Annotated in this window: 20 protein-coding genes, 1 pseudogene and 1 riboswitch; of the genes and pseudogenes, 11 read left to right on the top strand and 10 right to left on the bottom strand. The window is 41.4% G+C overall.

What is annotated here, in order from left to right; translation table 11 throughout:
- The first annotated feature begins 871 nt into the window (after window positions 1-871).
- From V7K56_RS25345 to V7K56_RS25330, 4 genes are all read left to right on the top strand, one after another.
- Complete coding sequence (locus V7K56_RS25345; RefSeq protein WP_334914789.1) at window positions 872-1,474, top strand: superoxide dismutase; 603 nt, start codon at window positions 872-874, stop codon at window positions 1,472-1,474.
- 391 nt (window positions 1,475-1,865) lie between these two features.
- On the top strand, window positions 1,866-2,072 hold the full coding sequence (locus V7K56_RS25340; RefSeq protein ID WP_334914787.1) for a hypothetical protein: 207 nt from the start codon (window positions 1,866-1,868) through the stop codon (window positions 2,070-2,072).
- 79 nt (window positions 2,073-2,151) lie between these two features.
- On the top strand, window positions 2,152-3,288 hold the full coding sequence (locus tag V7K56_RS25335; RefSeq protein ID WP_334914785.1) for an AIR synthase related protein: 1,137 nt from the start codon (window positions 2,152-2,154) through the stop codon (window positions 3,286-3,288).
- A gap of 459 nt (window positions 3,289-3,747) precedes the next feature.
- Window positions 3,748-4,434: a PHP domain-containing protein gene (locus V7K56_RS25330; RefSeq protein WP_334914783.1), complete on the top strand. Its 687-nt coding sequence runs from the start codon at window positions 3,748-3,750 to the stop codon at window positions 4,432-4,434.
- Window positions 4,435-4,602: 168 nt separating this feature from the next.
- Here V7K56_RS25330 and V7K56_RS25325 read toward each other — a convergent pair whose 3' ends face one another.
- Together V7K56_RS25325 and V7K56_RS25320 are read right to left on the bottom strand one after the other, a co-directional pair.
- Window positions 4,603-5,127 (bottom strand): transposase, encoded by a 525-nt coding sequence (locus tag V7K56_RS25325; protein ID WP_334914797.1) that lies wholly within the window; start codon window positions 5,125-5,127, stop codon window positions 4,603-4,605.
- Between the two features lie 75 nt (window positions 5,128-5,202).
- Window positions 5,203-5,484: a hypothetical protein gene (locus tag V7K56_RS25320; protein ID WP_334914781.1), complete on the bottom strand. Its 282-nt coding sequence runs from the start codon at window positions 5,482-5,484 to the stop codon at window positions 5,203-5,205.
- Between V7K56_RS25320 and V7K56_RS25315 the strand changes: the two genes are divergently transcribed.
- Window positions 5,478-5,639, top strand: a complete 162-nt coding sequence (locus V7K56_RS25315; protein ID WP_334914779.1) for a hypothetical protein — start codon at window positions 5,478-5,480, stop codon at window positions 5,637-5,639. The genes V7K56_RS25320 and V7K56_RS25315 overlap by 7 nt on opposite strands.
- Here the strand turns inward: V7K56_RS25315 and V7K56_RS25310 are convergent.
- The 3 genes from V7K56_RS25310 to cobG all read right to left on the bottom strand — a co-directional run bounded on the left by V7K56_RS25310 (window position 5,634) and on the right by cobG (window position 8,661).
- On the bottom strand, window positions 5,634-6,338 hold the full coding sequence (locus tag V7K56_RS25310) for a precorrin-2 C(20)-methyltransferase (protein ID WP_334914795.1): 705 nt from the start codon (window positions 6,336-6,338) through the stop codon (window positions 5,634-5,636). The two genes, V7K56_RS25315 and V7K56_RS25310, sit on opposite strands and share 6 nt — an antisense overlap.
- 2 nt (window positions 6,339-6,340) lie before the next feature.
- Window positions 6,341-6,967: a precorrin-8X methylmutase gene (locus V7K56_RS25305; protein WP_334914777.1), complete on the bottom strand. Its 627-nt coding sequence runs from the start codon at window positions 6,965-6,967 to the stop codon at window positions 6,341-6,343.
- Between the two features lie 149 nt (window positions 6,968-7,116).
- Window positions 7,117-8,661, bottom strand: coding sequence for a precorrin-3B synthase (gene cobG, locus V7K56_RS25300; RefSeq protein WP_334914775.1), 1,545 nt, complete (start codon window positions 8,659-8,661; stop codon window positions 7,117-7,119).
- Window positions 8,648-8,731, bottom strand: a riboswitch (adenosylcobalamin-variant (AdoCbl-variant) riboswitch). (Overlaps the previous gene by 14 nt.)
- A 389-nt stretch (window positions 8,732-9,120) precedes the next feature.
- On the opposite strand from cobG, the gene cobJ reads away from it, so the two are divergent.
- Window positions 9,121-10,842: a precorrin-3B C(17)-methyltransferase gene (gene cobJ / locus V7K56_RS25295; protein WP_334914772.1), complete on the top strand. Its 1,722-nt coding sequence runs from the start codon at window positions 9,121-9,123 to the stop codon at window positions 10,840-10,842.
- A gap of 51 nt (window positions 10,843-10,893) precedes the next feature.
- Here cobJ and V7K56_RS25290 read toward each other — a convergent pair whose 3' ends face one another.
- Complete coding sequence (locus V7K56_RS25290) at window positions 10,894-13,218, bottom strand: NACHT domain-containing NTPase (RefSeq protein ID WP_334914770.1); 2,325 nt, start codon at window positions 13,216-13,218, stop codon at window positions 10,894-10,896.
- A gap of 151 nt (window positions 13,219-13,369) precedes the next feature.
- On the opposite strand from V7K56_RS25290, the gene V7K56_RS25285 reads away from it, so the two are divergent.
- Window positions 13,370-13,630, top strand: coding sequence for a TRADD-N-associated membrane domain-containing protein (locus V7K56_RS25285; RefSeq protein ID WP_334914767.1), 261 nt, complete (start codon window positions 13,370-13,372; stop codon window positions 13,628-13,630).
- A gap of 609 nt (window positions 13,631-14,239) precedes the next feature.
- Here the strand turns inward: V7K56_RS25285 and V7K56_RS25280 are convergent.
- Together V7K56_RS25280 and V7K56_RS25275 are read right to left on the bottom strand one after the other, a co-directional pair.
- Window positions 14,240-14,587 carry a cupin domain-containing protein gene (locus tag V7K56_RS25280; protein ID WP_334914765.1) on the bottom strand — a complete coding sequence of 116 codons (348 nt, stop codon included), beginning with the start codon at window positions 14,585-14,587 and terminating at the stop codon, window positions 14,240-14,242.
- Window positions 14,584-17,478 (bottom strand): glycerol-3-phosphate acyltransferase, encoded by a 2,895-nt coding sequence (locus V7K56_RS25275; protein ID WP_334914763.1) that lies wholly within the window; start codon window positions 17,476-17,478, stop codon window positions 14,584-14,586. The genes V7K56_RS25280 and V7K56_RS25275 overlap by 4 nt, the downstream gene beginning before the upstream one ends.
- Window positions 17,479-18,090: 612 nt before the next feature.
- Between V7K56_RS25275 and V7K56_RS25270 the strand changes: the two genes are divergently transcribed.
- On the top strand, window positions 18,091-19,101 hold the full coding sequence (locus V7K56_RS25270; RefSeq protein WP_334914761.1) for an SGNH/GDSL hydrolase family protein: 1,011 nt from the start codon (window positions 18,091-18,093) through the stop codon (window positions 19,099-19,101).
- Window positions 19,102-19,427: 326 nt separating this feature from the next.
- On the opposite strand, the gene V7K56_RS25265 is transcribed toward V7K56_RS25270, so the two are convergent.
- Entirely contained in the window at window positions 19,428-20,321 is an 894-nt protein-coding gene (locus V7K56_RS25265; protein ID WP_334914759.1) for a lysophospholipid acyltransferase family protein, read from the bottom strand.
- 411 nt (window positions 20,322-20,732) lie between these two features.
- On the opposite strand from V7K56_RS25265, the pseudogene V7K56_RS25260 reads away from it, so the two are divergent.
- The 3 genes and pseudogenes from V7K56_RS25260 to V7K56_RS25250 form a co-directional block, all read left to right on the top strand.
- Window positions 20,733-20,894 (top strand): annotated as a pseudogene (locus V7K56_RS25260) (IS4-like element ISSysp3 family transposase); the annotation flags it as partial.
- Window positions 20,895-21,360: 466 nt separating this feature from the next.
- On the top strand, window positions 21,361-22,041 hold the full coding sequence (locus tag V7K56_RS25255) for a glutathione S-transferase family protein (RefSeq protein WP_334914757.1): 681 nt from the start codon (window positions 21,361-21,363) through the stop codon (window positions 22,039-22,041).
- Between the two features lie 225 nt (window positions 22,042-22,266).
- Window positions 22,267-23,142, top strand: a complete 876-nt coding sequence (locus V7K56_RS25250; RefSeq protein ID WP_334914755.1) for a CmcJ/NvfI family oxidoreductase — start codon at window positions 22,267-22,269, stop codon at window positions 23,140-23,142.
- Window positions 23,143-23,505: 363 nt separating this feature from the next.
- Here the strand turns inward: V7K56_RS25250 and V7K56_RS25245 are convergent, their stop codons facing one another.
- Window positions 23,506-24,129, bottom strand: coding sequence for a class I SAM-dependent methyltransferase (locus V7K56_RS25245; protein WP_334914753.1), 624 nt, complete (start codon window positions 24,127-24,129; stop codon window positions 23,506-23,508).
- Window positions 24,130-24,149 lie beyond the last annotated feature (20 nt).

Below are 24,149 nucleotides of genomic sequence, written 5' to 3'. Positions count from 1 at the left end.
CATCCGAGACTTTTATTTATCTTGCCATCATACGCATTATGGTTCAGCGATTAGCATAATTTTTCACCTCTAAAAACTTTTCAAACATCCTCTAAGGCAAACGCATCCAAATTATACTTCTTTCTCGTAACCAAGGTTAAGAATCAACGAAAAAAACAGCATTTACTGTTTGATTTAATTTTCTAAGCCTCAAGACAATCTCTAAAATCTTTGTCAATAAGCAGAGATTAATCTGATGGTTTTGGAGTTTATTGATAATGAAATAATCTTATTGACATTATGCAGATGCCTTGCCTTCCTAACTTTAGATTTCCTGCACCCAGAGACAGTGCCATTTAGACAGATATTAGATAGTTTTTCTTTTTGATTATTTTATTTAAATAAATTTAGCCAATTATTTTAAGTGATAACTTCTTTTAACATTAATTCATCCAGCCTTAGACTGATTATTTAAATAGCAATTAATCTTACTAAAGGTAGAAGTTTCAAAGCTTTAATTGCTGCTTTGAATTACTTAATAGCAATTGTTATAGCACTCCTGAATGATTTCTGAACTAAGAAGTCTGCCACTTATAAGAGAATTCCAAAATATAAGCTTTGCAATTAATGTGTTTCAAATCAGATTGTAATATATGTCTTTAGATATGAAATATTAGTCATTTTTATTTATAATAATTGCAGACGAGCGATTTAACTGATTTTACTTATTAGAGAAAGACTTTGTTTTTCGTTTCACTTTGGTAGTAAAATGACGATGCTAAGTTTTATGCTCCATGATTAAAGACATAAAACTCTTGAAAATAAAAGCTATTAATTTCAAGCTTCTGCAATAGCTTAAAACTGGAAACCGGTAAAGAGAGGATTTGACACAATGGCATTTGTACAACCCCCACTACCCTTTGAAAAGGATGCTCTAGAGTCTTATGGCATGAAAGCTGAAACTTTGGAGTATCACTATGGCAAGCATCATAAAGCTTATGTAGACAACCTCAACAAGCTTACTGAAGGTACAGAACTTGCTGATAAGTCTTTGGAAGAGGTAATCAAAGTTTCTTTCAAAGACTCCTCTAAAGCGGGAATCTTTAACAACGCTGCCCAAGTTTGGAACCACACTTTCTTCTGGAACTCCTTAAAACCACAAGGTGGTGGCACACCCACTGGTGAACTCGCAGCCAAAATCGATAAAGATTTTGGTGGCTTTGACAAATTCAAAGAAGAGTTTTCTAACGCGGCTGCAACTCAATTCGGCAGCGGGTGGTCTTGGCTGATCGATGATGGTGGTACGCTGAAAGTGATTAAAACACCAAATGCAGAAAATCCCCTAGCTCATGGTCAGAAAGCACTCCTAACTTTGGATGTTTGGGAACACGCCTACTACATTGATTTTAAAAACGCCCGTCCAGCGTTCATCAAGAATTTCCTAGACAACTTGGCCAATTGGGACTTTGCTGCTGAAAACTTGGCTAAAGCTTAATTAATTGGCAGTTTTGAACTGGCTGCGATGTCTTTTAGCCAGCTACTTTGTAGCTACGTAGCTTGTGCCAGATATCTAAAGTAAAGATAATTCAGTTAACACCTTTGTCAGCAGTCACGACAGTAGTCAGTCAAGCTTAAATTGATGGGTAAGCGATTTCGTAGTAGGGACTTTAGTCCTTATTTTCTAAGCACTAAAGTGCTTACTACAAACCCTGAAAACTAGCTTGACATTGTACTAGTATCGTGACTGTTTTTGCTTTGGAGTTTAGAGAATAAAAGAGATCAGGGAAAAATCAATTCAAAATTCAAAATTAAAGAACTTCTGCCTCCTGCCTCCTCTTCCCTAATCCCAATCTGCGTCATGATATGAAAATCAAAATATAAAATATATGGATAGCAAAGAACTAGCACAATACATCGAAGCAACAAATAGCATCTCTAAACCTTGGGTATTGATACAACTGCGCCTCAAGAAATTGCAAGAGCGTCGAGCTACCCTGACAAATGATGTCTACATTAAAGAATTAGAAGATATTTACCAAGACTTGATGAATTTGGGAGAATGGTGGCGCGGTATTGAAGATGAGGTATTTTGAGGTATTTTAAAGTGAAGAGTTATGAGTTTTCCTAACTTTTAACTCCTAACTCCTAACTTCTAACTTAAAACCCAACCTAATGGCTCAAGCTCTCGATCAAGTCGATTACGATACTCTCGATGCTGCAAAACGACGTTTCATCGATGCCGCAAAACGCACACTTGGCTTCGCAAGCGCTTATGGCATCGTGTCCGCGTCAGGTTTGGGAGCAAGCGCTAATGCTTTCAGCCTCAACCTCGCTCCGTTTATGGAGGCGGGGGCTAGAGAACTTTCGATGACGCTTGTCCCTGAAGGACTGGGCACCGCAGACGATACCCGCCCTGACGACCTTTCTGAAGAAGAACTTCGACGATTCTGGTGGAATATTGGTGTCAAGATCGTCTCGTGTCTGACGAACGATGCTGCAACTTCAGGTATGCAGACTATACTTCTCGGTCTTTATCTGCCGTCGAGTACTCCTGAAACAATCTTTACCCCTGCTTTTCTTGATGGATTTCTGGATGGAGTAGTTGAAGGGTGCAAACGAGTGGGGTGTGTCTATCTCTCAGGAGAAACTCCTCAACTAAAAACTAAGATGATTCCAGGGCGGCTCGACATCGCCGGCTCGGTTTTTGGAGTTATGTCGGCTGGTGTCGCTCCCATTGATAGTTCGCGTCTGGATGTCGGCAATACCATTGTTCTCGTCGAAAGTTCGGGCCCCCATGAGAACGGCTTTACCCCATTGCGAAAGCTTGCTGAGTCGCTCCCTGATGGTTATAGAACAAAACTCCCAAGTGGGCAGGAGTTCTGGGAAGCAATGAATGCTGCGTCATATCTTTATACACCGCTTGTACAGAGCGTGCTTAGTGAGGGGATTCGTCCCACGGCGATGGAAAATATCACTGGTCATGGCTGGCAAAAGCTGATGAGGTCGGTGAAGCCGCTTCGATATGTCATCGAAACGATACTCCCAGTACCAGAGATATTTACATTTGTTGAGAGTCATCTTGAGGGTGGGGCCGAGACGATGCTTTCAGTGTTCAATTACGGTGCAGGATTCGCATTCTATACAGAGTCTAAACAGGATGCAGAGAAAATTGTCCTGCTTGCAAGAGAACATCAACTTTCGGCTGTGATTGCAGGAAGAGTTGAAGCGTCTCTTTCCCGCGAGGTAGTGGTAGAACCTCTTGGAGTCAACTTGAAGGGAGATTCTTTTGGAATTGCGCGAGGGGTATAATGGAAATGTAGCGATCGCTAGTTTTCTCGAAGTGTAGACTCACTTAGCCGATGCCTGCGTTTTTTGCTGGCCTACGCTAAAGTCATTATGGGTTATCAAAAATCCGTAATTGCTGAATATAAATAGCATTTTTTATACTCAAAATTATTTGGCAATTCAGACTTATTAAAGATAATTACTCTATTAAAGCTTTATTTTATAAGTCATTTACCATAGATGCTAGAAGCATATTTATGAAATTTTAGATGTAATATTTAACACTACTCAAAACTAAAGTAGTGCAAAGTACCCATGACTACTGAGATTAAGATTTGCTAACGTAGTCTTAACATATTGAAAAATTTGCTGAGAAAGCTGAGAAAGTAGCAGCCGATACTAATTTTTAGTGTTAGTTCTTTCTCATCTAGAGATGTGGCGTTTTGGTGTGTTAAGAAAATATATTTTTCTTCAGAGGGGGTTATGGTTGTAAATTTGGCCCGTACTACAGCTTCAGCAGAACTTTTGAAGCAAGTATTCCGTAACATTGATGCACATACTTGTCCAAGGTTGTTCAACTTTCACATGCACACTGTCCACTCGGATGGAAGGTTGCAGCCAAGTACATTAATCGAGCAGGCGATCGCTATTGGGCTAAAAGGTTTAGCCATCACTGATCATCATAGTATTATCGGCTATCAAGCAGCCCAAGCTTGGTTAGAAGATTGGAAGTGGAATAATCCTAATGCAAGCATTCCTCACCTGTGGAGTGGCGTAGAAATCAATGCCAACCTTTTAAATATAGAAGTTCACATTTTGGCTTATGCTTTTGCAACAGAACACCCTAGTATGAAACCTTATCTGCAAAGAAGGACGACTACAGGCCAAGAATATCAGGCAAGTAACGTGATTGCTGCGATTCATAAAGCTGGGGGATTGGCAGTTCTGGCTCATCCAGCTCGTTACAAGCGATCGCTTTTCGATTTAATTCCAGCTGCGGCGCAAAATGGTATCGATGGTGTGGAAACTTTCTACGCTTACAATAATCCTAACCCCTGGAAACCCAGCACCTTGGAATCAGAACAAGTGCAAAAGTTAGCTGATGAATACTTTCTTTTCAATACCTGTGGTACTGATAGCCACGGTTTGAGCCTGCTACAACGCTTGTAAAGATGAATCCATTTTTTTCAAGTCTCCTGGCAAATTCAACCAGGAGATTATTCTATTTTGGATTTTCTGTATACTCAATTAGTTAAGTCACCCATTCTTTAATCTCATCGTGGACTCTAGGAAAAATTTCCGGTTGTTCTGCTGAATCATCTACAGCAATTCCCGGTGTTAAGAGGTACAGTAACAGCAATTAGTAAACCAGTTTTTTAAATGTTTAGGATTCATTAAGTTGAGTGCAACAGAAATGACTGTATCAACCATTTGTGTTGTAGTTGGAGCAAAACTGCGTAAAAAAGATTTGAGTTGTGACCACCATAATTCAATTGGATTAAAATCGGGAGAGTATGGGGACAAACAAATAACTTTTGCACCTACAGCTTCAATCATTGGTTGAATTGATGCTAGTTTATGAGCGGGTAAATTATCCATAACTACTACCGCTCCTGACCATAATTGAGGTACTAAAAACTTCTCAATAAATACATCAAAGGCTTTACTATCCATTGAGTTATTCATGGTCATTAATGCCAGAACTTTTTTAATACTAACTGCTCCAATTACTGTTACCTTCGACCCGCGATAAAATGGTTTTAGCTCATATACTCTTGTTCCCGGTTCTGAACGTGCATGAGTTCTTCCTAAACCCAGTATTACTCCTGTCTCATCTAAAAATACTAAGTTATCTGGATCTATATCTCTTACCTTTACCCAATATTCTGCTCTTAACTTTAATATTAAGTAGTAGTGATTAGGTTAATGCCCAAGGCTTCAAGTTGCTGATTGCTCCAAGCCGTTGCTTGTCGCTTCATCGGTTTTGATTGCTCGTTCTACTCCTGTTTTAGCAATTTCTAGCAGTTGTTTAGATTGTTCCCACACTTTGCGAGATTCCCTGAGCTTTGCTGTAATCTTCTGACGATCAAAATTTTTCCAGGTGCTTTGGCGATCGTGGGCGAAACCGTGACAGAAGCGATCGCCCTTTGTAAAAAAGGTATAGTTTTCAAAAAAAGTAATAGCAATTGTAGTTTGAGAAGTATGAGAAAGTTTTGCCACACTCTACCCAAACTAAATTTTTTGGCGTTGCAGAACAGTGGGATGAATTGGGGCAAGCAGGGGAGGCAGGGGACGCAGGGGAAGCAAGGGGAGAATTTTGGAAGTTACTAAATCATCCCGCAACTATGCAACGCCAATTTTTTTTACGTTTATAGTCGATTCTTGGTAGGAATCACAATCATTGAGAAATAGGGTACTTCATCTGGATTAACTTCATCTAGGGGTACGATGCGTTGCTGTGATGTTGATGCCCGCTCAATATATCTTGCTCGTGATGCTAACCCTAATTTATGCAGGATATCTCGTACTTTGGTAAAGTGACGACCTAGTTTCATAATTGCCGCTGCATCGGTCATCAGCAAATGTGTAGTCAGTTCTTCTGCCGGCAATGGCGCTGGTAAGACGGTGAGAATATCGGTGTAGTATGTGAAAGGTACACCTAAAGCTACCGGACAAGCCATCAGTGAGGAAACTCCAGGGACAACTTCTGTTTGGTACTGGTCGCATAACCGCGTGAACAGGTACATAAATGAGCCATAGAAAAATGGATCGCCCTCACATAGCACCACGACATCTCGACCTGCTGCTAAATGATCGGCGATTGGTTCAATTTCCTGGTCATAAATAGACTTTGCCTTTTCTGGTTCCAAAGCGCGGGGGAAGTGAAATAGCACCTCGATTTGATTGCCAGGAAGATACTGCGCTACGATCGCTCTGGCAATACTTTCTTTATCTGTGGCTGATTGATAAGCTACCACAGGAGCCGCACGTAATAACCGCAGCGCTTTCAGGGTCAATAGTTCAGGATCGCCTGGGCCGACACCAATTCCATAGAGACGACCTTTGGGTTGCATATTCATTCTTCCTCCGTTGCCAGGGCGTTAACTGCTGCTGCCGCGATCGCACTTCCACCGCGCCGACCGTGTAAGGTTAAAAATGGTACATTTCTGCTGTCTGCTGCTAGTGCGGCTTTTGATTCTGCTGCACCGACAAACCCCACTGGAAAGCCCAAGATAATCGCAGGTTTGGGCGCTCCTGCATCGAGCATTTCTAACAGCCTAAACAGGGCTGTGGGCGCATTGCCAATTGCGATTACTGAGCCTTTGAGGTGCGATCGCCATAATTCGAGAGCTGCCGCCGACCTTGTAGTACCCATATTCTGGGCAATTTTTGGCACTTCTGGCTCATTTAAGGTACAAATAACTTGATTGTTTGCAGACAACCGCCGTCTGGTGACACCATCGGCGACCATCCGGCAATCGCACAGAATTGGCGCTCCTGCGGCTAATGCTGCCCTTGCGGACTGTACTGCTGTTGGTGAATATCCCAAGTCCGTGACAATATCCGTCATTCCACAGGCATGAATTAGACGTACAGCAACTTTTGCTACATCTTGTGGCAACACATCTAAGTTTGCTTCTGATCGGATGATTGCAAAGGAATTACGGTAAATTTCGTTGGCATCTCGGATATAGTCGGGCATTAAATTTGGGATTTTAAATTTTAGATTGATTTGTTAGTCATATTTTGAGTTGGGGTTTAAATCCCCGAATCAAAATGTCTTTAATTTTGAATTTTGTTAGCGCAGCGTTAGCGAGTCCGCGAGCGTCATTTTGAATTTTGAATTGTTAACTATGGTTCATTTTCTAAGTATTTATTAAATAACTGTTGTAATTGTGCTGGTGGATATCGATTAGCAAATTCTCCAAAGGACTCATCAGAATTTAAGCGTTGAATTTTATATACATATAGCATCCGCTCTATTAATGCAGGTAGTTCGGCAAAAGTTACATATTGATATAGTTCGCGTCCAAATTTATGCTTGCCGTCACCAACATAAATGTGATATCCCTCTACAGTTTCATTGTCAGCTTCAATGCTGACACCAAGCAGAGTAATATCACTCTTGCTATGTTGGGCACAAGATTTTTCGCAGCCAGTGAAGTGGATATTAACTGGGTAATCGAGAGTAACGCGAGTTTCAAGATACTCTGCCAATGCCAACGCATGACTTTTGGTATCCGTAGCAGAAGCGGCGCAACCCTTTTTTCCAGAACAGGCAACTAATCCGCCCTTAATGTTGGTTGTAGAGGAATCTAATCCTAAAAAAGCAATTTCACTTTGGACATCAGCAATCCATTGCTGAGGAATATCTGTAAGCAGCAAATTTTGCCAAGGGGTTAGCCTGAGAGTTCCACTACCGTATTTCGCTGCTAAATCTGCTAAACCCCGCATCTGTCTACTCTCCAATCGACCCAGGGGCAAGACAACACCAATGTAAAATAAGCCTTGCTGACGTTGGGGATGGATGCCAATATGGTGATATTTCTCTCCCTTGCCTTGCTGAGGGAGTAGGTCTTTTCTGATTTCACTGCATAAAAGAGAAAAAGGTAGACGCTGTTGAACTTCCTGGAGATAATTTTCGCAACCCAAAGTATTCAATAACTCTCTCAAACGTAACCGCCGTTTACTCGAAGTACGACTATAAGCTAGATAGACATTTGCCAAGGCTGCCAAGACGGGCAAACATTCCTCTGGTAGTAGCAAAATTCCCGTATCGCTCGGCGGTTTACCCTTCTCGCCGACACTGAGATAGAGGCGAAAGTAAACATTACCATCAACTAAGACAGCGGCAAAAGCGATATCATTCAAGCGATCGCCCACCTGAATTATCCCACCACCATCAAAGCAAACGCTAAATTTGGCCGATAGTCCCGAAAGCGCCGGATGTGCTGCAATATAGTCATCCCAACCTTCTACAAAAGGGCGAGTGTCGATTAATTCCTGGGGATCTATACCAGCAGTTGGACTGGTCATAATATTGCGGATTTGGTCTACAACAGTATTGTCACAACCTAATCCCATCTCCTGGAGGTACTTCAGAACCTCAGCATTTATCTTCGTGCGGATTTCACGAACTTGTAGGTTAGCTCGATTAGTCACATCTATATAGCCGCCACCGTGCTGTTCTGCTATATCTGCGATCGCACGGCACTGTTGACTACTAATAATTCCACCTGGTATTCTTATCCGAGATAATATACCATCTGTGGCGGGAGTAGGATAAAACAAGCCAGGACAAGTGGCAAATCCAGATAGCAAACTTAGAACTCCTTCCCTGTGCAACGCAGGGAGTAGACGGTGAGTGTGTCTTGAGGACATCCTAAGAGTTGGCATTCTGACTTGGGTAATCCCATCACAGCTGCGGCACAGTCCCGGAATTTCACCGGAGTTTCCCAACTCTTAGCTTTAGTAATTTAGACTTTGTTTTGGTTATAGATATCAACCAGACATCATCCAGATAATCATCTTAACATTACTATAGCCAGAAATTTTACAAAGAAGGCAGGAAAAAAGAAGTATGAATAAAAACTTTAGTTCTGGGTATAAAGCCCAGTTTAAAGGAAGAATTGTATCGAGTAGAGTGCAACGAGATACAAAGCGTCCTTGCTTCAATCCCACGTTTTAAAACGTGGGTTCCTCCTGCCTCCTGCCTCCTATCTCCTGCCTCCTAAACTGAGCTATTTATTATAATAACGGCGATATAATTCACACGATGTTTAAAAATAAAACTGAAGCACTCAAATTTTTGAGAACATTTGTTTAAAGGTTAATTAAATAATTCGTAATTAAGTGATGATTAACATTGCACCTGCCATTGTAATACTAGGTCAAAATAGCCTGACAGTAGCACGCAAAATAATCAACGTCTTACCAGAGGCAACACTATACGGTTTGGAGGGTCGCACGTCGGGAGTTGATGTCAGCTTTACGAATTTTGGCGAGACGCTACGCGAGTTATTTGTGCAGGGAAGACCGCTGATTGGCATTTGTGCCGCCGGCATTTTAATTAGGACGCTAGCTCCCGTAATCTCGGATAAACGACAAGAACCACCAGTGCTAGCTGTAGCTGAAGATGGTAGTGCTGTTGTCCCTCTCTTGGGCGGACTTGGTGGAGTCAATGATTTAGCACGTCGCATTGCTGAAACGCTGGATGTCAAACCTGCAATTACGACCACAGGCGATTTACGTTTAGGCACAACGCTGTTATCTCCTCCCCCTGGATACCATTTAGCAAACCCAGACGATGCGAAGAAATTTATCTCAGATTTGCTAGCTGGGGCACAAGTCAAGCTAGAAGGAATAGCACCTTGGTTGAGCAATAGTAAATTACCGATAGATCCAAAGGGAGATTTGACCATCCAAGTTACAGAACGTTTGGTGACTCCTACAGCCAACTGTCTTGTTTACCACCCAGCAACGATCGCGATCGCAATTAGTGGCATGATTAATGATCCAGTAGCTTTAGTACAACAGCTACTAACTGATGCCAAACTAGAAAAAGCATCAGTCGCTGGGATATTTGCACCCATCACCGCCGCAGCCGATCCCGCAATCCATACGATAGCTAGCGCCTTGAATGTGCCCGCCCGCTTTTTCACCCCAAATCAGCTAGAAAGTCTACTTTCACAAGGTTATAGCCCCGCCCAAGCTGTAGCGATCGCTGTCACAGGCACATCCCCTTTATCTTTCCCTTCTTTTAACATTGCGATCGCTATTGCCCCTCAAGTAATTGACCCTAACACCATCGGTCAGCCACGGGGACGGTTAGCAATTATTGGCACGGGCCCTGGTAGTTCGCTGTGGATGTCTCCCGAAGTGAAGGAGATACTCAAGTCCGCAACTGACCTAGTGGGTTATAAAACTTATTTAGATTTAGTTGGTTCTCTGGCTGATGGCAAACAACGGCATGAATCTGACAACCGCGAAGAAGAAGCACGAGCAAGCATGGCCCTTGATTTAGCTGCATCTGGGCGATATGTAGCTGTAGTTTCATCTGGCGACCCCGGTATATATGCAATGGCAACAGCGGTTTTTGAGGTATGCGATCGCTATGCTAAACCCGAATGGGACAGTATCGACATTCATGTGGCTCCAGGTATCTCTGCAATGCAGGCAGCAGCAGCAGCCATTGGTGCGCCCCTTGGACATGACTTCTGTGCTATTTCCCTTTCTGATATCTTAAAACCTTGGTCTGCGATCGCCCAACGAATTGCTGCTGCTGCCGAGGCTGATTTCGTTATTGCTTTTTACAATCCTGTTTCCAAAGAGCGTACCTGGCAGCTGGCAGAAGCAAGAAATATTTTGCTGCGACATCGAACACCAGATACACCAGTAGTGTTGGCCCGGAATCTTGGTCGGCCAGGACAAACGGTGAAAGCAATCGCACTTGACCAGTTAACACCAGCAAGCGCTGATATGCGGACAATTATTCTCGTTGGTTCCACAAAAACCCGAACCATCAAGCGCCGCGATGGTAATATCTGGGTTTATACGCCGCGTCGCTATACTGAATAAGAGTGCCAGAAGTCGAGATCGCCTATGAATCGGTAAATATAGAATTTAGTTTCAAGTTAGTGGCAATAGCAATGTATCCTCAATTTTCTGTCGTACTTCGCGATTTACGTAACAATCGCTGTTGAGGCAATCTGCCAGCAATTTATTAGCGTCATAGTAATACTGCCAAAGTTCCCTCTGAGCATTGTTGAACTGCCAATTATGACCAATATTGCGATACTCAATCATAATGCCTCTGAGCTTTTCAACCCAAGTTTGACCATTTTTCTGCCACCATTGCTCATATTTTTCCCAATCATCTGCTACATTAGGAAGCTGCTCTTCGAGATGTTGAAGTGCTTGCTCCAATTGAGAATTACGGTATTGGTTGCTCACGAAGATGGCTTGGACAAGGGTTCGGGCTAAGTCCTGGGCTTGTGTTCTGATGAGGTTGAGGTCTCGCGCTTGGGGTCGGAAGAGGTCTCGCGCTTGTGCTTGAGTGAGGGCTTGAGTTTGAGCTTGGACTTGAGTAAGAGCGAAGTCCTCATTGAGGTGTCGAGCTAGAACTTCGTCAAGGTCTTGGTTGAAGTTTCGGTCAAGACTTCGAGCAAGGTCTTCGTTGAGGTTTTGGGCGAAAGCAAGGTGGCTGTAGAGGGATCGAACAGCAGCAGCTTTACAGTACGCTTCTACAGATTCTGACTTTTGCTTGACCCAAGTGAGGAACTCCTGCAATTTTTCCTCTTTTTCTAAAAGTTCATCAATTCTCTGTTTCATTAACTGCAATAAATTATCTGCATTTTTTAGCATTCCTACTGTTAGTAGGAATACTTCCCGCCATCGCTTTTCAATAATGTGGCTAACTAAATTTTGAAAAGCATTTTCTATATCGGAACTGTAAACAATCTCTTTAGCAGTGAAATACTCTTGAAACGTGAGATGGGAAAAAGAATAAATGCCTCTAGCTCGTTCTACTATGAGTCCGTGTTGCGCCTCAATAGATTTAAGCACTACTTCACTGTCTACTTGCAATGCTCCTGGATCGATTTTGGCTTCAGGTAAATTGCGTATATATTCTGCAATATATCTTTCTAAATCTCTTTGCTTAAAAAAATACTCATTACGCTGAAATGTAATCAAGCTAATTTGACTAAGTAAATTTTCTTTATTTCGGATAGATAATTTTTTATAAACCTCATCTCGCACAATACCGCGTTTGTTATCCCATTTTCTTAACAATGTATGAATCGCTCTATTATATAGTTCTGCTCTGTCAGATGGAAAATCACCTGAATCACTAAATTCCAAACATAACAATGTTAGTAATAAAGGGTTATTAGCCAACTCTCTAATTGGTTCATTTAATTCTAACTGCTGTAAAAATCGTTGGTATGAGTCTAAATCATTTTTTTGTTGAAACCATTTGTTAATAAATTTTCTTATCTGCTCATCGTTAAAATCAGCTATTTCAACTTCAGTAAACTTTTCAAAAGTATATTCTCTAGCTGCTATTCGACAAGTGATAACATACTTATTTTTATACTGTTCTGTAAAAAGTCTAATTTGATTAACAATTTGCCAATGTTGTTTTTCTCTAACTTCATCTAAACCATCAAGTAAAATGAGAAATTTACCAAGACTTAATAAATTAAGCACTTGAGCATTAGTTATTTGATTGAAACCCACAATTTTTTGAACAATAAAATTATATAAGCTAGGCTGCTCATCAGTTTCAGCGAATTCTTTGAGAGTGATAAAAACAGGAACTTGTCCCTCTTGAAAATTTCCAGAAATACATTCTATGGCTAAATATTTCAAAAAAGTGGTTTTTCCTGCACCTGGTTTACCCAAAATCATTAATCTTGAGTTACACTTTACCACTTCTAATCCAGAAACCCGTTTTTCTATAATCTGACCTATTCCAATACGTTCAACTTCATTTGCACTTGTTTTGAATTTTTTTAGTAATTCATCAAGATTCAAACGCAAGCGTCCAGTAATTGTTTCAAGAATATTAACATCAGTATAAATATCATTTAGTTCGATAGGCTGCGTCATATCTAGTACACGCATAGTGCCACATCGCTCTTTGATGTAAGGTTCTACCTTTTCACGTAACTCCTGTACGACATTAATAGTGACATTAGCTTTTCCCAATGGACTAATTGAACTAAACGCATTATTTATGCCGACAATTTCTTGCCAATCTAGTTCTAGCAGTTCACAAATTTTGACAAGATTTTTGCGGTCTACTCCTTTACCTGCAAAAAAATTAGCAACTGGCTGGCGGGTCGTCTGAAGTTTTTCTGCTAACTCTTCCTGTGTCCAACCTTTACTAGTTAAAGCTAGCTTTGCCTTATTTATACCTACTTGACAGGCTTTAAGAGATTCTCTTGCCATAGTCAAAAACCTAACGTTATGCCTATTTTAGCGGTAGGAAGCCAAAGTTATACCTAACTCATACAAAAGTCATTTCTCTGAAAACTTTACCTAGACTGAACTTTAAGCGTTGAACAGCGAGACTAAAAGCAGTTAAGTGGTAAAAATAAAGATGACACAATTCACGAATCAAGAAATTATCAGAGAGCGTGTACGCCAAGCACGTTACAGTTTCAACCTTGCACTGATTGCAACTGGACTGTCTGCCTGTATTAGCCTTGTAGGTGCAGGGCTTCTACTATCAGGCAAAGTTCCCGAAGGAACTGTTACTGCCGCAGGTGGAATGGCTGCAAGTGTGCGATGCACTCAGCTTGCTAAAGACACAAACGACAGGTTAGACAAGATTTTACGCGAATTAAAGGATGAAGATTAAATCTTTTCAACTATAAAGATCTTTGGTCACAAAACCCTTAAGGTAAAGGTTTAAGGGACTTCTAAAGAATAAATTGTCCCAAAGAATTAATCTCTAGGCAGTTACTCAATAATGATAATCATTCGTTAGAAGATAAATCTGAAAAATCTCGCAGACTAGAGGCATTAAGTAAAAGCAAATTTACTTTTAGATCCTCCCTAATCCCCTTTAAAAATCTGGGAATCGGAATCAAAGTCCTCCTTTATAAGGGGAATTTAGGGGGATCTAGAACTTTTTATACCGACAATACGACTTTTCAAACATCCTCTTAGTGGGACTTAGACAAAAAGTAGTCATAAAAAACCTCAAACGTATATGCAGAGAGACTTTGACATTGTTTTACCTAGCTTTTTAATATATCTGGGTTTCAAGCGTTTTTGAGCATTTGGTGTATTTTCTTACCCTGCATGAGTTTGAGGCTTGTTTTTGTCTCAAAAATGTTTAAGTCCCGTTAGCAACTTCTGCTTTCACATTTTGTGCCTTCACATTTTGGTTTATAACCCACATTCCGCAAACTTTTCTAAGGGCATAACATTGTTCTGCCCTCACTGCGTGTTTTATTCAAAAGAATTAGGCTAATTTTTCAACTCGCAAACCAAAGTATGTCAAAACAAGTTCGGTTGAGCCATTATTGACAACTTCGTGTACTTCTCCTGGTTCGATGGCTACGCAGTTTCCCGGAAGCAGGGAGTATTCTGTACCATCAATATGAATTACTCCCGAACCAGCTTCTACAAAAAATACCTCGCACATATCTTGATGCGCGTGTGCTGGTGCGGTTTGTCCAGAAGCAAAACGTGCTTGAGAAAAGTTAGTTAAGTGAGGTAAATCGCCGAAGCGTAACATCACCTTTTTTTTGATTTCGGCATTGTGAGAAACAGACTCTTCAGGCAAGTCTTTAAGGGAAGTGGTAATCATTCAGGTCTTAAATCATTAGATAATTCCACAATACCCCTAGACCCATCAATCCGTACCCGTTGACCATCTTGCAGAAGCCATGTAGCACTACGAACATCCATTACTGCGGGAATTCCATACTCACGAGCAACGATCGCACCGTGAGAAAGCCTTCCACCAGCTTCGGCAATTAATCCTCCAGCCTTTAATAACAAAGGGGCCCAGCCGGAATCTGTATAAGGCACTACCAGAATCGTATCTCGATCAATGTTTGGCACGTCTTGTAAATTTCGCAACACTTTCACTCTACCTTCAGCTTGCCCGTGACTGGCTCCAATACCTTGTAAAATTTGGTCAGAGTAGAGTTCAGAGGGAGCTAAGGGGTGAGGAGGTGTATTGCCGTAGACTAAAAGAGGTATTTGAATAATCTCACTATCTTGGAGAAATTGCGATCGCCTAAATTCCACTAATTTATCTAACTGCTCTATTAAGCTGGAATCTTCATCCCCAATTAGACGCCGCACTTCATCAAAATTGAGAAAAAAGATATCGCCTGTTTGCCTAAGTAAGCCAGACTTTAACCAAATCTTCTCTAAAGCCACAAAACTCCAACGCAATTCAGCTAAAAGTCGAGAATAAACTTCGGTGACTCGTCCTTTGATATCCACACGCCGTTGCACGAAAGAGCGTTTGCGCTTCCTGGCAAAAATACTATTAATCGCGTCTTTAGCACCTGCTTGTGGTTCGTTCCCCTGCATTAACTGCACAAACATCTGCTTAATCATCTGGGGATTTTCCCGCCAAGTGGGAACGGAAATATCAGTTCCCACCTCACTTAAGTAGCCGTAATCTTGAAGCAATTCGTTAAATTCTTGGAGGATCTTCTCTCCTTCGGGGGTTTGCTTTAATTGCTCAAATACTTGCTGTGGCTCAAACTCAACCAATACCTGCTTGGCATCTGTAGCGATTGCACTGAGCGATCGCAATGCTGCTACCTCTGGGGTGACGCTATGATCGATTTGTGCATCTTTTACTCGAAAAATCGCCTGTCTTAGGGCAGCACTCAAGGGAGCTAAAATGCTGTAATATGTCCCATAACGTAGCAACTCCAGAATAAAATCAATTCTTGCCAACAACTGGGGTGCTGACAAGCTATCTATATCTTCCTCTGCCAACTGCGATAACCCAGGAATGAATCGTTTGTGATAATCCTGCTTGAAGTCCTTTTCTAAATTTAATTCCTGCTTCAGCAACTTCCCTAGTCCTGGCAAATTTTCCCAAGTTGACTGCAAGGAGGGTTTACTTAATTTAGCTCCTCTAGTTAAAAATTCCAAACTTTCTGGCGGTAATCCCATGCGGAGAAAAATATCTCCTAAAAGGGAAGCATTAAAGTAAGCTCTAGAATAGTGGAGAGTTGCTGTTTTAGTGAAATCTAACCCCAAGGCGCGATCGCCTAGAACTAAAGTAAAAAATTCTCCCCAAACTCCACAAGTTAAAGGACGATTAATTGACCATGTTAAGGGGTGAATTACTCCGGGAATTACTTCCGCAGCGATTTTGCGTGTCCAGATGGGCAACAAAGTAGCGATCGGTCGAGATTGCAACACCCAAAGCGTTTGACCATCATAACTCCACTCGATATCTTGAGGAGTGCCATGATAACGTTTTTCGAGTCGGTAAGCTAGGTATGCAACTTGTTTGATTAATGACTGTGGTACTCGTCCTTGACCTTCTAATTGTACATAGTAAGAATTTTCTGTTTCAACGACAAAAGCGCGATATTGTTCTGGTGTAACTTTTCCCGAAACGACTTGTGTCGGGCTGCCTGGAAGGGCTTCAATAACGATCGCATCGCCTTGCTGGGTAATGGGATCGCGACTGAAAGCAACGCCAGAATATACACTCTGGACTTGTTGTTGAATTAACACAGCCATTGCTGTATCATTTAAGCCGCGATCGCGCCGATATTGGACAGCATAAGGATGATTGTAGGAAGCTTGAACTTGGGCGATAGCTGACTGTAATGCCTGTGGACTAGTAACATTGACAACTGTTTCATACTGTCCAGCAGCAGAAGCGTGTTCTGAATCTTCTCCAATAGCAGAGGAACGCACCACCAACGGGGATAATTCTGATGGCTGGAGAAATTCTGTTAACAGTTCTGGATCGTCGATGGGGGCCAATACCCATCCTTTCGGCACTGGATAGCCCCAGCGCTTAATTTGAGATAATGTCGCCGCCTTTTCTCCGACTATAGCAGCATTCAACTCCTCATCTAGAGAAACCATTGCGCGATCGCCGCGCAAAAATTCCAACATCGCTTGCGATTCTGTTTGTGCCTCTTGGGCTGGCAGTTTCATATCATCAGGAATTTTGGTATAAATCCAGCCCATTAAACCTGCTAAGGCGACAGCAGCAAATATTCTGGGAATATCGCTCAGGTGCAGAAGTGCCACAAACAAAGGAAAAAGCAGCAAAACCCCAAATTTGACTAACTTTCTTGATTGCAGAATTGTCAAAATGATACCTGCAAAGAAAGATACAAATACCGCTACTAGGGGATCGTGTACGACAAATCCCCAGACAACATTTGTCGTACCTGCTCCTCTGCCCATCCAGTATCTACCGATTACCAGAGCGATCAGGGCAACCAACTCCCAAAACGATCCTTCTGGGAAGAAAATGCGGGTGATTAAGACTGCCGCAATTCCTTTTAAAGCTTCTGACAAGACTGCCAGAATTCCCACAATTTTACCGCCATGATAAAAGGCAGCTGATACACTAATGTTTCCTGTACCAACTTGTGATAACTGCTTCCCTTTCAGGGCGTAAGTTATCCATGAAATCAGGGGTAATCCGCCCAAAAGGGGGCAGATAATTAAAATAACGAAAACACCCCAAGGTTCAAACATTCTGGAATTTGGATTTTAGATTTAAATTTTCCATCTAAAACCTCAAATCTAAAATCTAAAGTTTTGCTGAAATTTTTGATGGTTATAAAAAGGCTTTTATTTATTAGTTGCTAAATGGACACTTGGCTAAGACGGAAACCGTTTATGCCAGTGTCCTTCTAGACTACTAATGGTTTTAGTTTAGCGCATAGGCAGCTTGTAGCGCCCAGATAACGAGAGCAGCGATCGATCCCAGAAGCAACACGGTAGAGATAGTGACTACTTTTGGGGAATCTGCTCCTTTAAATTTCATAATTCCGCGATTTAAGTCGGACACAGCTTTGTAATCCTCTCTTTTTGGGGCATGAAATATTTGTCCGTCTTGATTGTAGTCCTTCTCTTTGCGGATGATGTTAAATTCACTTTAAAAATTTAGAAGTGAGAAGTGGGGATGCGGGGACAAGGGAGACAAGGGGGACAAATCAATTCAAAATTCAAAATTCAAAATTCAAAATTAAAGAACTTCTGCCTCCTGCCTTCTGCCTCTTCTTTTTTAATGCCCAATGCCCAATGCCCAATGCCCAATCCCCCAGTATCATTGAAAAGCAACTCAGTATAAGAGGGTGTAAGTAGGTGAAAATAGCACTGAGCGTAATTTTGGCGGTGGTTGTGGGATTGTTTTTGGTAATCGAGATCGGATTGCGATCGCTATTTGGTTTTGGTAATCCCCTGATTTATATTGGTGATGAGCAAATTGGTTATTTGTTGGCTCCTAACCAGCGTACCCGTCGTTTTGGTAATCGCATTGAAATTAATGAATATTCTATGCGAGGTAGTCCGATAAAAAAGCTACCTGCACCTACTGGGCTGCGAATTCTCCTTTTAGGTGATTCTATTGCTAATGGTGGCTGGTGGACAGATCAGACTAATACAATATCTAGTTTGATGATGCGTTCTCTAGCATCATCTCCTAATAGTAATTATCAGGAAGTAGAAGTATTAAATGCTTCAGCTAACTCTTGGGGGCCAAGGAATGAATTAGCTTATTTAGAGAAGTTTGGCAATTTCAACGCGCAAGTAGTGGTGTTAATAATTAATACTGATGATTTGTTTGCAACTCCTCCTACTTCTTTGCCAGTCGGACGCGATCGCAATTATCCCGATCATAAACCTCCCCTAGCACTAGTGGAAGTGTGGCAGCGTTATATTGTTAAGCAAAAGCCAATTCCTGAACTCCAAGCCGTGCAAAATGAACCAGGCGATCGCGTGGGGATTAATTTGGAAGCGATCGCTAAAATTCAAGCCTTAATTCGCCAATCCAATAGCAAATTTCTGCTGGTGATGACTCCTTTGCTACGAGAAATTGGCGAACCAGGCCCCCGCGATTACGAAATTAAAGCACGTCAGCGCTTGAGCGATTTTACCAAAGCACAGCAAATTCACTATATAGATTTTTTACCGAGTTTCAATTCAACTACCAACCCTCAAGGTTTGTTTCACGACCATATTCACCTCAACTTGCAAGGTAATAAATTTGTCAGTGAAGTTATGGAGCGATCGCTTTTGGAAATACTAGGAAATTCGTCAACCCCCTTCGGGGAAATTCAAAATTCAAAATTCAAAATTATCAATCCCCACGGATAAATCCGGGGGCTTGAATAATGATGCTGCACTTTTTTTGTCTCCATAAATTAATTTAGCGCAAAGTCTGAGCGGAGGTTTCCTCCGTTGGTGCAGCCCGCCGCAGGCATCAGACGGCAGTTCCTTTAAGCGGGGGAACCCCGCCAACAGACTGCCTCAACTTTGTAAGAGAGAGGCTTGTACCAATTACTCCAATCCAAACCTTTAATCCAAAATTTTAAAAATTCTAAAATATAGGAATTAAAAATTATTTAATTATTTTTAAATTTTGAATTTTGAATTTTGAATTGGAGCGAAGCGACGGTCACTTCGTCACTAATATTCATGTTTTAGCTAGATTTTTGAGTATCTATAACCAAATTATTTAACTCTTCCTGCATTTGACTTTGAACTATTTGATAACAAGCATTCACATAGTTACGATCTCTAGCTGCATCTTGACCATATCTTTCAAAAGTAATTGGCTGACAAACACGAGTGTGAATTTGCACAGGTAGAGGAATATTTGGCAGAGGACCAATAGACAAGCCCCAAGGCAAACCTAAGTAAATTGGGAAAACACCAGGATCTATTTGATATAACCACGGCAATCCCCACTGATGCAATTGTTTGACTAAATCATAGCAATCACACAAGACTATCAAGCTATCATGAGCGCCTACCGAGATTACAGGAATAATCGGAACTTCTTGTTTTAAAGCCAGTTTGATAAAGCCCTGATGACCGGCAAAATGAATTTTATGGCGTTGGCTATGAGGACGAAACATATCATATTGTCCTCCAGGATATACCAGAACGCTAGCACCTCGATTGAAAGCTGCGCTAGCCATTTTGGGATGTGCAATAATTGCTCCAACTTTCTGGGCTAATCCTGCTATTTCTGGACTCACTTTCCAAGCGGAAGGGTGCATTAGACCATACACTAAACGCTCGGTTCCAAATCTAGAAAACCAATCGTACATCATCATTATTAAATCTGGAGAAGCCATTCCCCCATTATGAGAGCCAACCAGTAATACTTTCCCTTTTATTGGTATGTTATGCCATCCATCAGTTTTTACTTGAAAGTAATAACGGTAAAACCATTCCCATATAGGCATCAATAATTCAATAAACTGAGTATCTCGCTGTGTTAATGACTGATGAATCTTTTTCGAGAATTCTGATGTTAAGGAATTGTCAGCGCTGACAGAAATTTTCTCTACGTGTTTTGGAAATTCCATAATTAGTCGCCCATCTTCCATCACTAGTACAGCACGGCGTAAATAAACATACCCCTGACGCTCGAGGACTCGCTAACGCTGCGCTAACGGCAGTTCCTCATGGGGGGAACCCCCTTTCTGCGGACTGCCTCACCATTTCAAATGGCGCAAAAGCCCGGAATACAATTCTTTTGACTTTTGACTTCCGCCTTGCGGTACTAGTCTATTTTGACCGCTGCATAACACTGTTACTGATTATTTAACAACAGTTGTTCTTTTTTTTGGTCTATCATCGGTCGAACAAAACCTTACCTTGCAAAATGGACGGCGTAAAGTTTAAGTGTGGCTTTGCTCTAGTAGGCTACATCAGCAGAGTTTTCGAGAAGTGATAAATAGACCTCTTGCTACGCGAATCTGAATCCACGGGGTTGTTTGCCTTGGGCTACTTGAATAATTGCTCGACTTGGTAGATGGTCTGGTTATACTTCTCAAAGACCTCCTGGAATGTCTACCCTTGTTCATGGTTTAAGACAATTTGAATCCATCTTTCTTGGCTGGAAACTCGCTCTGGGTGGACTTGTGTATACACGGTAGCCCCAATACATCGGGGAGGGGTGATTCAAGGATTTTTGCAAGAGGTCTAATGTTTCACAGCGATTCAAATCGCCAACAATATCATAAATTTAACGGCTTCCCCGCCTTTGATAATTCGGTGAGGATTAGGGAGTGAGGAAAAGTAGGTATACATATTTCCGAAAAACTGTATACTATACAAAATACTGTAAATCGACCGATAAAGTGTTGTATACTGTATATGCAGCATTGATATCTGCCAGTCAAATTAATTATTTAATCGCAAGAATCAACACAGTTCGTTTCTGTATTAAGTAAGTTGGCACAATAAAACTAAACTGTGTGAAGAAAAGTAAACAAGTCTTAAACCCTTTTTCCGTCTGCTAGAAAGCCCCTGCTTTATGCCAACTGACCTATTTATTGCTTTGGTTTGAATTGTGTAATCTCAAATACTCTGTGTTCACGATAGTTACAAGGAAAGGATTTCATGAGCAACATACAACTGTACTTTGCCAAAGCGTCTACCTTCTCTCAACGCACCCGTGTAGTCTTACTGGAAAAAGGCATTGACTTCACGCCGATAGAAATTGACTTACAGAATAAACCAGATGGGTATACGCAGATTTCGCGCTATGGCAAAGTCCCAGCTATCAAATATGGGGATATTGAAATCTACGAGTCTGCGATCATCAATGAGTATTTAGATGAAGTTTTTCCAGAACCACCTCTATTACCCCACGATCCTGCAAAGAAAGCGATCGCCCGAATTTGGATAGACTACGCCAATACTCGCTTTGTACCTGCATTTAACAAATTGCTCCGGGGTAAAGATACTCAAGAACAAGAACAAGGACGAAAAGAGTTCACAGAAGCACTCTTCTATCTTGAACAAGAAGGATTAGGCAAACTGTCTAATGGTCATTACTGGTTAGGAGATCAGTTTAGCCTTGTTGATATCAGCTTCTATCCCTGGTTTGAACGTTTACCACTCCTAGAACACTTCCGCAAATTCACACTACCAGTAGAAACACCTGGTTTACAGACATGGTGGAATCTGGTAAGCGATCGCAAGTCGATTCAAGCAGTAGCAAATCCTGTGGATTTTTATTTGCAAAGATTCGCCAAAGTTCTCGGTGAACCTGTTCCCGTTGGTGCAGCTTCAAAATAGGGTATGAAGCGATCAAAATAAAAAAGGGAATAATCACTAACTCTTGAGTATTGACCGAATAGTACTAAGTTAAGATACAACCCTTGCTCTGACTGCTTAAGAGCCTCTAAGAATAGATTCCTAGTCTTAAAACTGGAAACGAGACAACACAAACCTTTGAGCTTTTCTTAGTGCCATTCAGTATTGACTATTAACAATTAACCAAAATTCCAAATGGGATAACCTATGAGCTTAAATAATCAAGTTATAGACAGACCGATTTCCCAAGAACTGCCATACATAGAAGCTAACCTGACTTACCTAATCCCGATGGCAGAAAAACTTGTCAACTATACTTATGAACCCCCATTAGGGATTCACCGCACCAATGGAACTTATCAGACGTACAAACTGCCAATTTATAATGCTCGTTCGATCTCAGAAAACATCTCGTTAGATAGAGAAGGATTTGCCTTTACTGAACATCACAGCAATGTCCGCAACTTTTACGATGAAGACGAAATACGCCGCATCTACTACCCAGAAGCCGAGCAATTATTAAAAGAGGTGACAGGTGCAACTAAAGTAGTGATATTCGATCACACCCTTCGTAACGCTGGTCAGTCAAAGCCAGGTAAGAATAATATTAAAGAACCTGCCAAGCGTGTACACAACGACTTCACCGCCAAATCAGGCTATACTCGCGCCCATTTGGAATTAGCAACACAGGGCATAGATAATGATGAAATTGATACACTTTTGCAACAAAGATTTGCTATTATCAACCTTTGGCGAGCGATCGCTCAACCAATCCAAGAGTCACCATTAGCAGTGTGTGATGCTCAAAGTATTGTATCAACAGACCTTATAGCAGGCGATCTTGTGTACCGCGATCGTGTTGGTGAAACCTACGCAGTTACATATAATCCCGAACATAAATGGTTCTACTTCCCGCAAATGCAAAGGGATGAGGCACTATTTATCAAGTGTTTCGACTCCGCAGAAGACGCATATGCACGTTTTGCAGCCCATACAGCCTTTGAAGATCCCACCAGCCCAGCAGACGCGCCTCCACGAGAAAGCATCGAACTACGGACATTCGTTTTTTACCCAACGCCTTAATTCTTTGTAGGATAAGTGTGCGTTAGGCGTTCCGCTTAATGCACCCTAGTGGCGTGGCAAGACTAAAATGTTGCAATAAATTTTCTTGTAGTGTGGGCATCTTGCCCGCACTGGACGGGCGAGACGCCCATCCCACAAGAGTTTTCTAATGCACTATTTTAGACTTGTCACTCTACTACGTACTAAAAATGTCCGGGTTGATCAAAAATTATCAAATTAGGAAAAATAAGAAACTTGTGCTTGATGCAGGCAGGTTTAAGTTTTGTATAGTTTACTCTGTAAGATTTTGATGTGGAAAACGATGCTATTCTTGGTGAGAGCGATCGCATTACTGCACTAGCTGAAACTGATCCAAAATTTTCTTCACTTTCTAAACAAGATTGATACAAGTCTTGGTAGTTTATTTTGATCTTGCTCATGCCACCACTCTTTGAAATCCTCAAGCAGGAAGCCATGCTTTTTTGCTGTGTTAAAAAAGTCTGATAGATGATGCACAGATGCAGGAATTTCAATAAACTCTTCGTGTCTTTGAAAATTAGCTTTTGTTCCTTGATATTGTCTGAATGGATGAAGCTCACAGATAAAAAAGTATCCTCCTTTGACTAAGACACGAGATGCTTCTGAAAATATCAAGCTGAGGTCTTCGATGTGTTCTAAAACAAGATTACAAGTAACTAAATCGGCAGATTCATTGTGACAAGTCCATTGCTTAGTAATGTCTTCTGTAACAAACACCACATTAGCTGACCTCACTTTCTCTTTCGCCTTTTCAATCATCTGTGCTGAAAAATCGATCGCATAAACTTCCAGAGCAATTTGTGAAAGTAAAAGCGTATTTTTACCTGTGCCACAGCCAATTTCTACGACTGATTTACACCTCAAATCCATCAAGGTTTCTCTGGTAACGGTTTGATCCAGATCGCGGGTCAGATTCTCGTCAGCATCGTATGTGGCTGACCAATTATTGTATGCTGCTTGAATACTCATATAGCTTCATTTTGCCGAGC

It is taken from the genome of Nostoc sp. (assembly GCF_036917535.1).
Lineage (GTDB): Bacteria > Cyanobacteriota > Cyanobacteriia > Cyanobacteriales > Nostocaceae > Nostoc.
This window is presented reverse-complemented; position numbering and strand designations above follow the sequence as displayed.

What these genes read in the sequence shown, in the direction of transcription:
- V7K56_RS25345 (WP_334914789.1), top strand. Translation starts at nt 872, where the DNA reads ATGGCATTTGTACAACCCCCACTACCCTTTGAAAAGGATGCTCTAGAG.
- V7K56_RS25340 (WP_334914787.1), top strand. Translation starts at nt 1,866, where the DNA reads ATGGATAGCAAAGAACTAGCACAATACATCGAAGCAACAAATAGCATC.
- V7K56_RS25335 (WP_334914785.1), top strand. Translation starts at nt 2,152, where the DNA reads ATGGCTCAAGCTCTCGATCAAGTCGATTACGATACTCTCGATGCTGCA.
- V7K56_RS25330 (WP_334914783.1), top strand. Translation starts at nt 3,748, where the DNA reads ATGGTTGTAAATTTGGCCCGTACTACAGCTTCAGCAGAACTTTTGAAG.
- V7K56_RS25310 (WP_334914795.1), bottom strand. Translation starts at nt 6,338, where the DNA reads ATGCAACCCAAAGGTCGTCTCTATGGAATTGGTGTCGGCCCAGGCGAT.
- V7K56_RS25305 (WP_334914777.1), bottom strand. Translation starts at nt 6,967, where the DNA reads ATGCCCGACTATATCCGAGATGCCAACGAAATTTACCGTAATTCCTTT.
- cobG (WP_334914775.1), bottom strand. Translation starts at nt 8,661, where the DNA reads ATGCCAACTCTTAGGATGTCCTCAAGACACACTCACCGTCTACTCCCT.
- cobJ (WP_334914772.1), top strand. Translation starts at nt 9,121, where the DNA reads ATGATTAACATTGCACCTGCCATTGTAATACTAGGTCAAAATAGCCTG.
- V7K56_RS25290 (WP_334914770.1), bottom strand. Translation starts at nt 13,218, where the DNA reads ATGGCAAGAGAATCTCTTAAAGCCTGTCAAGTAGGTATAAATAAGGCA.
- V7K56_RS25285 (WP_334914767.1), top strand. Translation starts at nt 13,370, where the DNA reads ATGACACAATTCACGAATCAAGAAATTATCAGAGAGCGTGTACGCCAA.
- V7K56_RS25280 (WP_334914765.1), bottom strand. Translation starts at nt 14,587, where the DNA reads ATGATTACCACTTCCCTTAAAGACTTGCCTGAAGAGTCTGTTTCTCAC.
- V7K56_RS25275 (WP_334914763.1), bottom strand. Translation starts at nt 17,478, where the DNA reads ATGTTTGAACCTTGGGGTGTTTTCGTTATTTTAATTATCTGCCCCCTT.
- V7K56_RS25265 (WP_334914759.1), bottom strand. Translation starts at nt 20,321, where the DNA reads ATGGAATTTCCAAAACACGTAGAGAAAATTTCTGTCAGCGCTGACAAT.
- V7K56_RS25255 (WP_334914757.1), top strand. Translation starts at nt 21,361, where the DNA reads ATGAGCAACATACAACTGTACTTTGCCAAAGCGTCTACCTTCTCTCAA.
- V7K56_RS25250 (WP_334914755.1), top strand. Translation starts at nt 22,267, where the DNA reads ATGAGCTTAAATAATCAAGTTATAGACAGACCGATTTCCCAAGAACTG.
- V7K56_RS25245 (WP_334914753.1), bottom strand. Translation starts at nt 24,129, where the DNA reads ATGAGTATTCAAGCAGCATACAATAATTGGTCAGCCACATACGATGCT.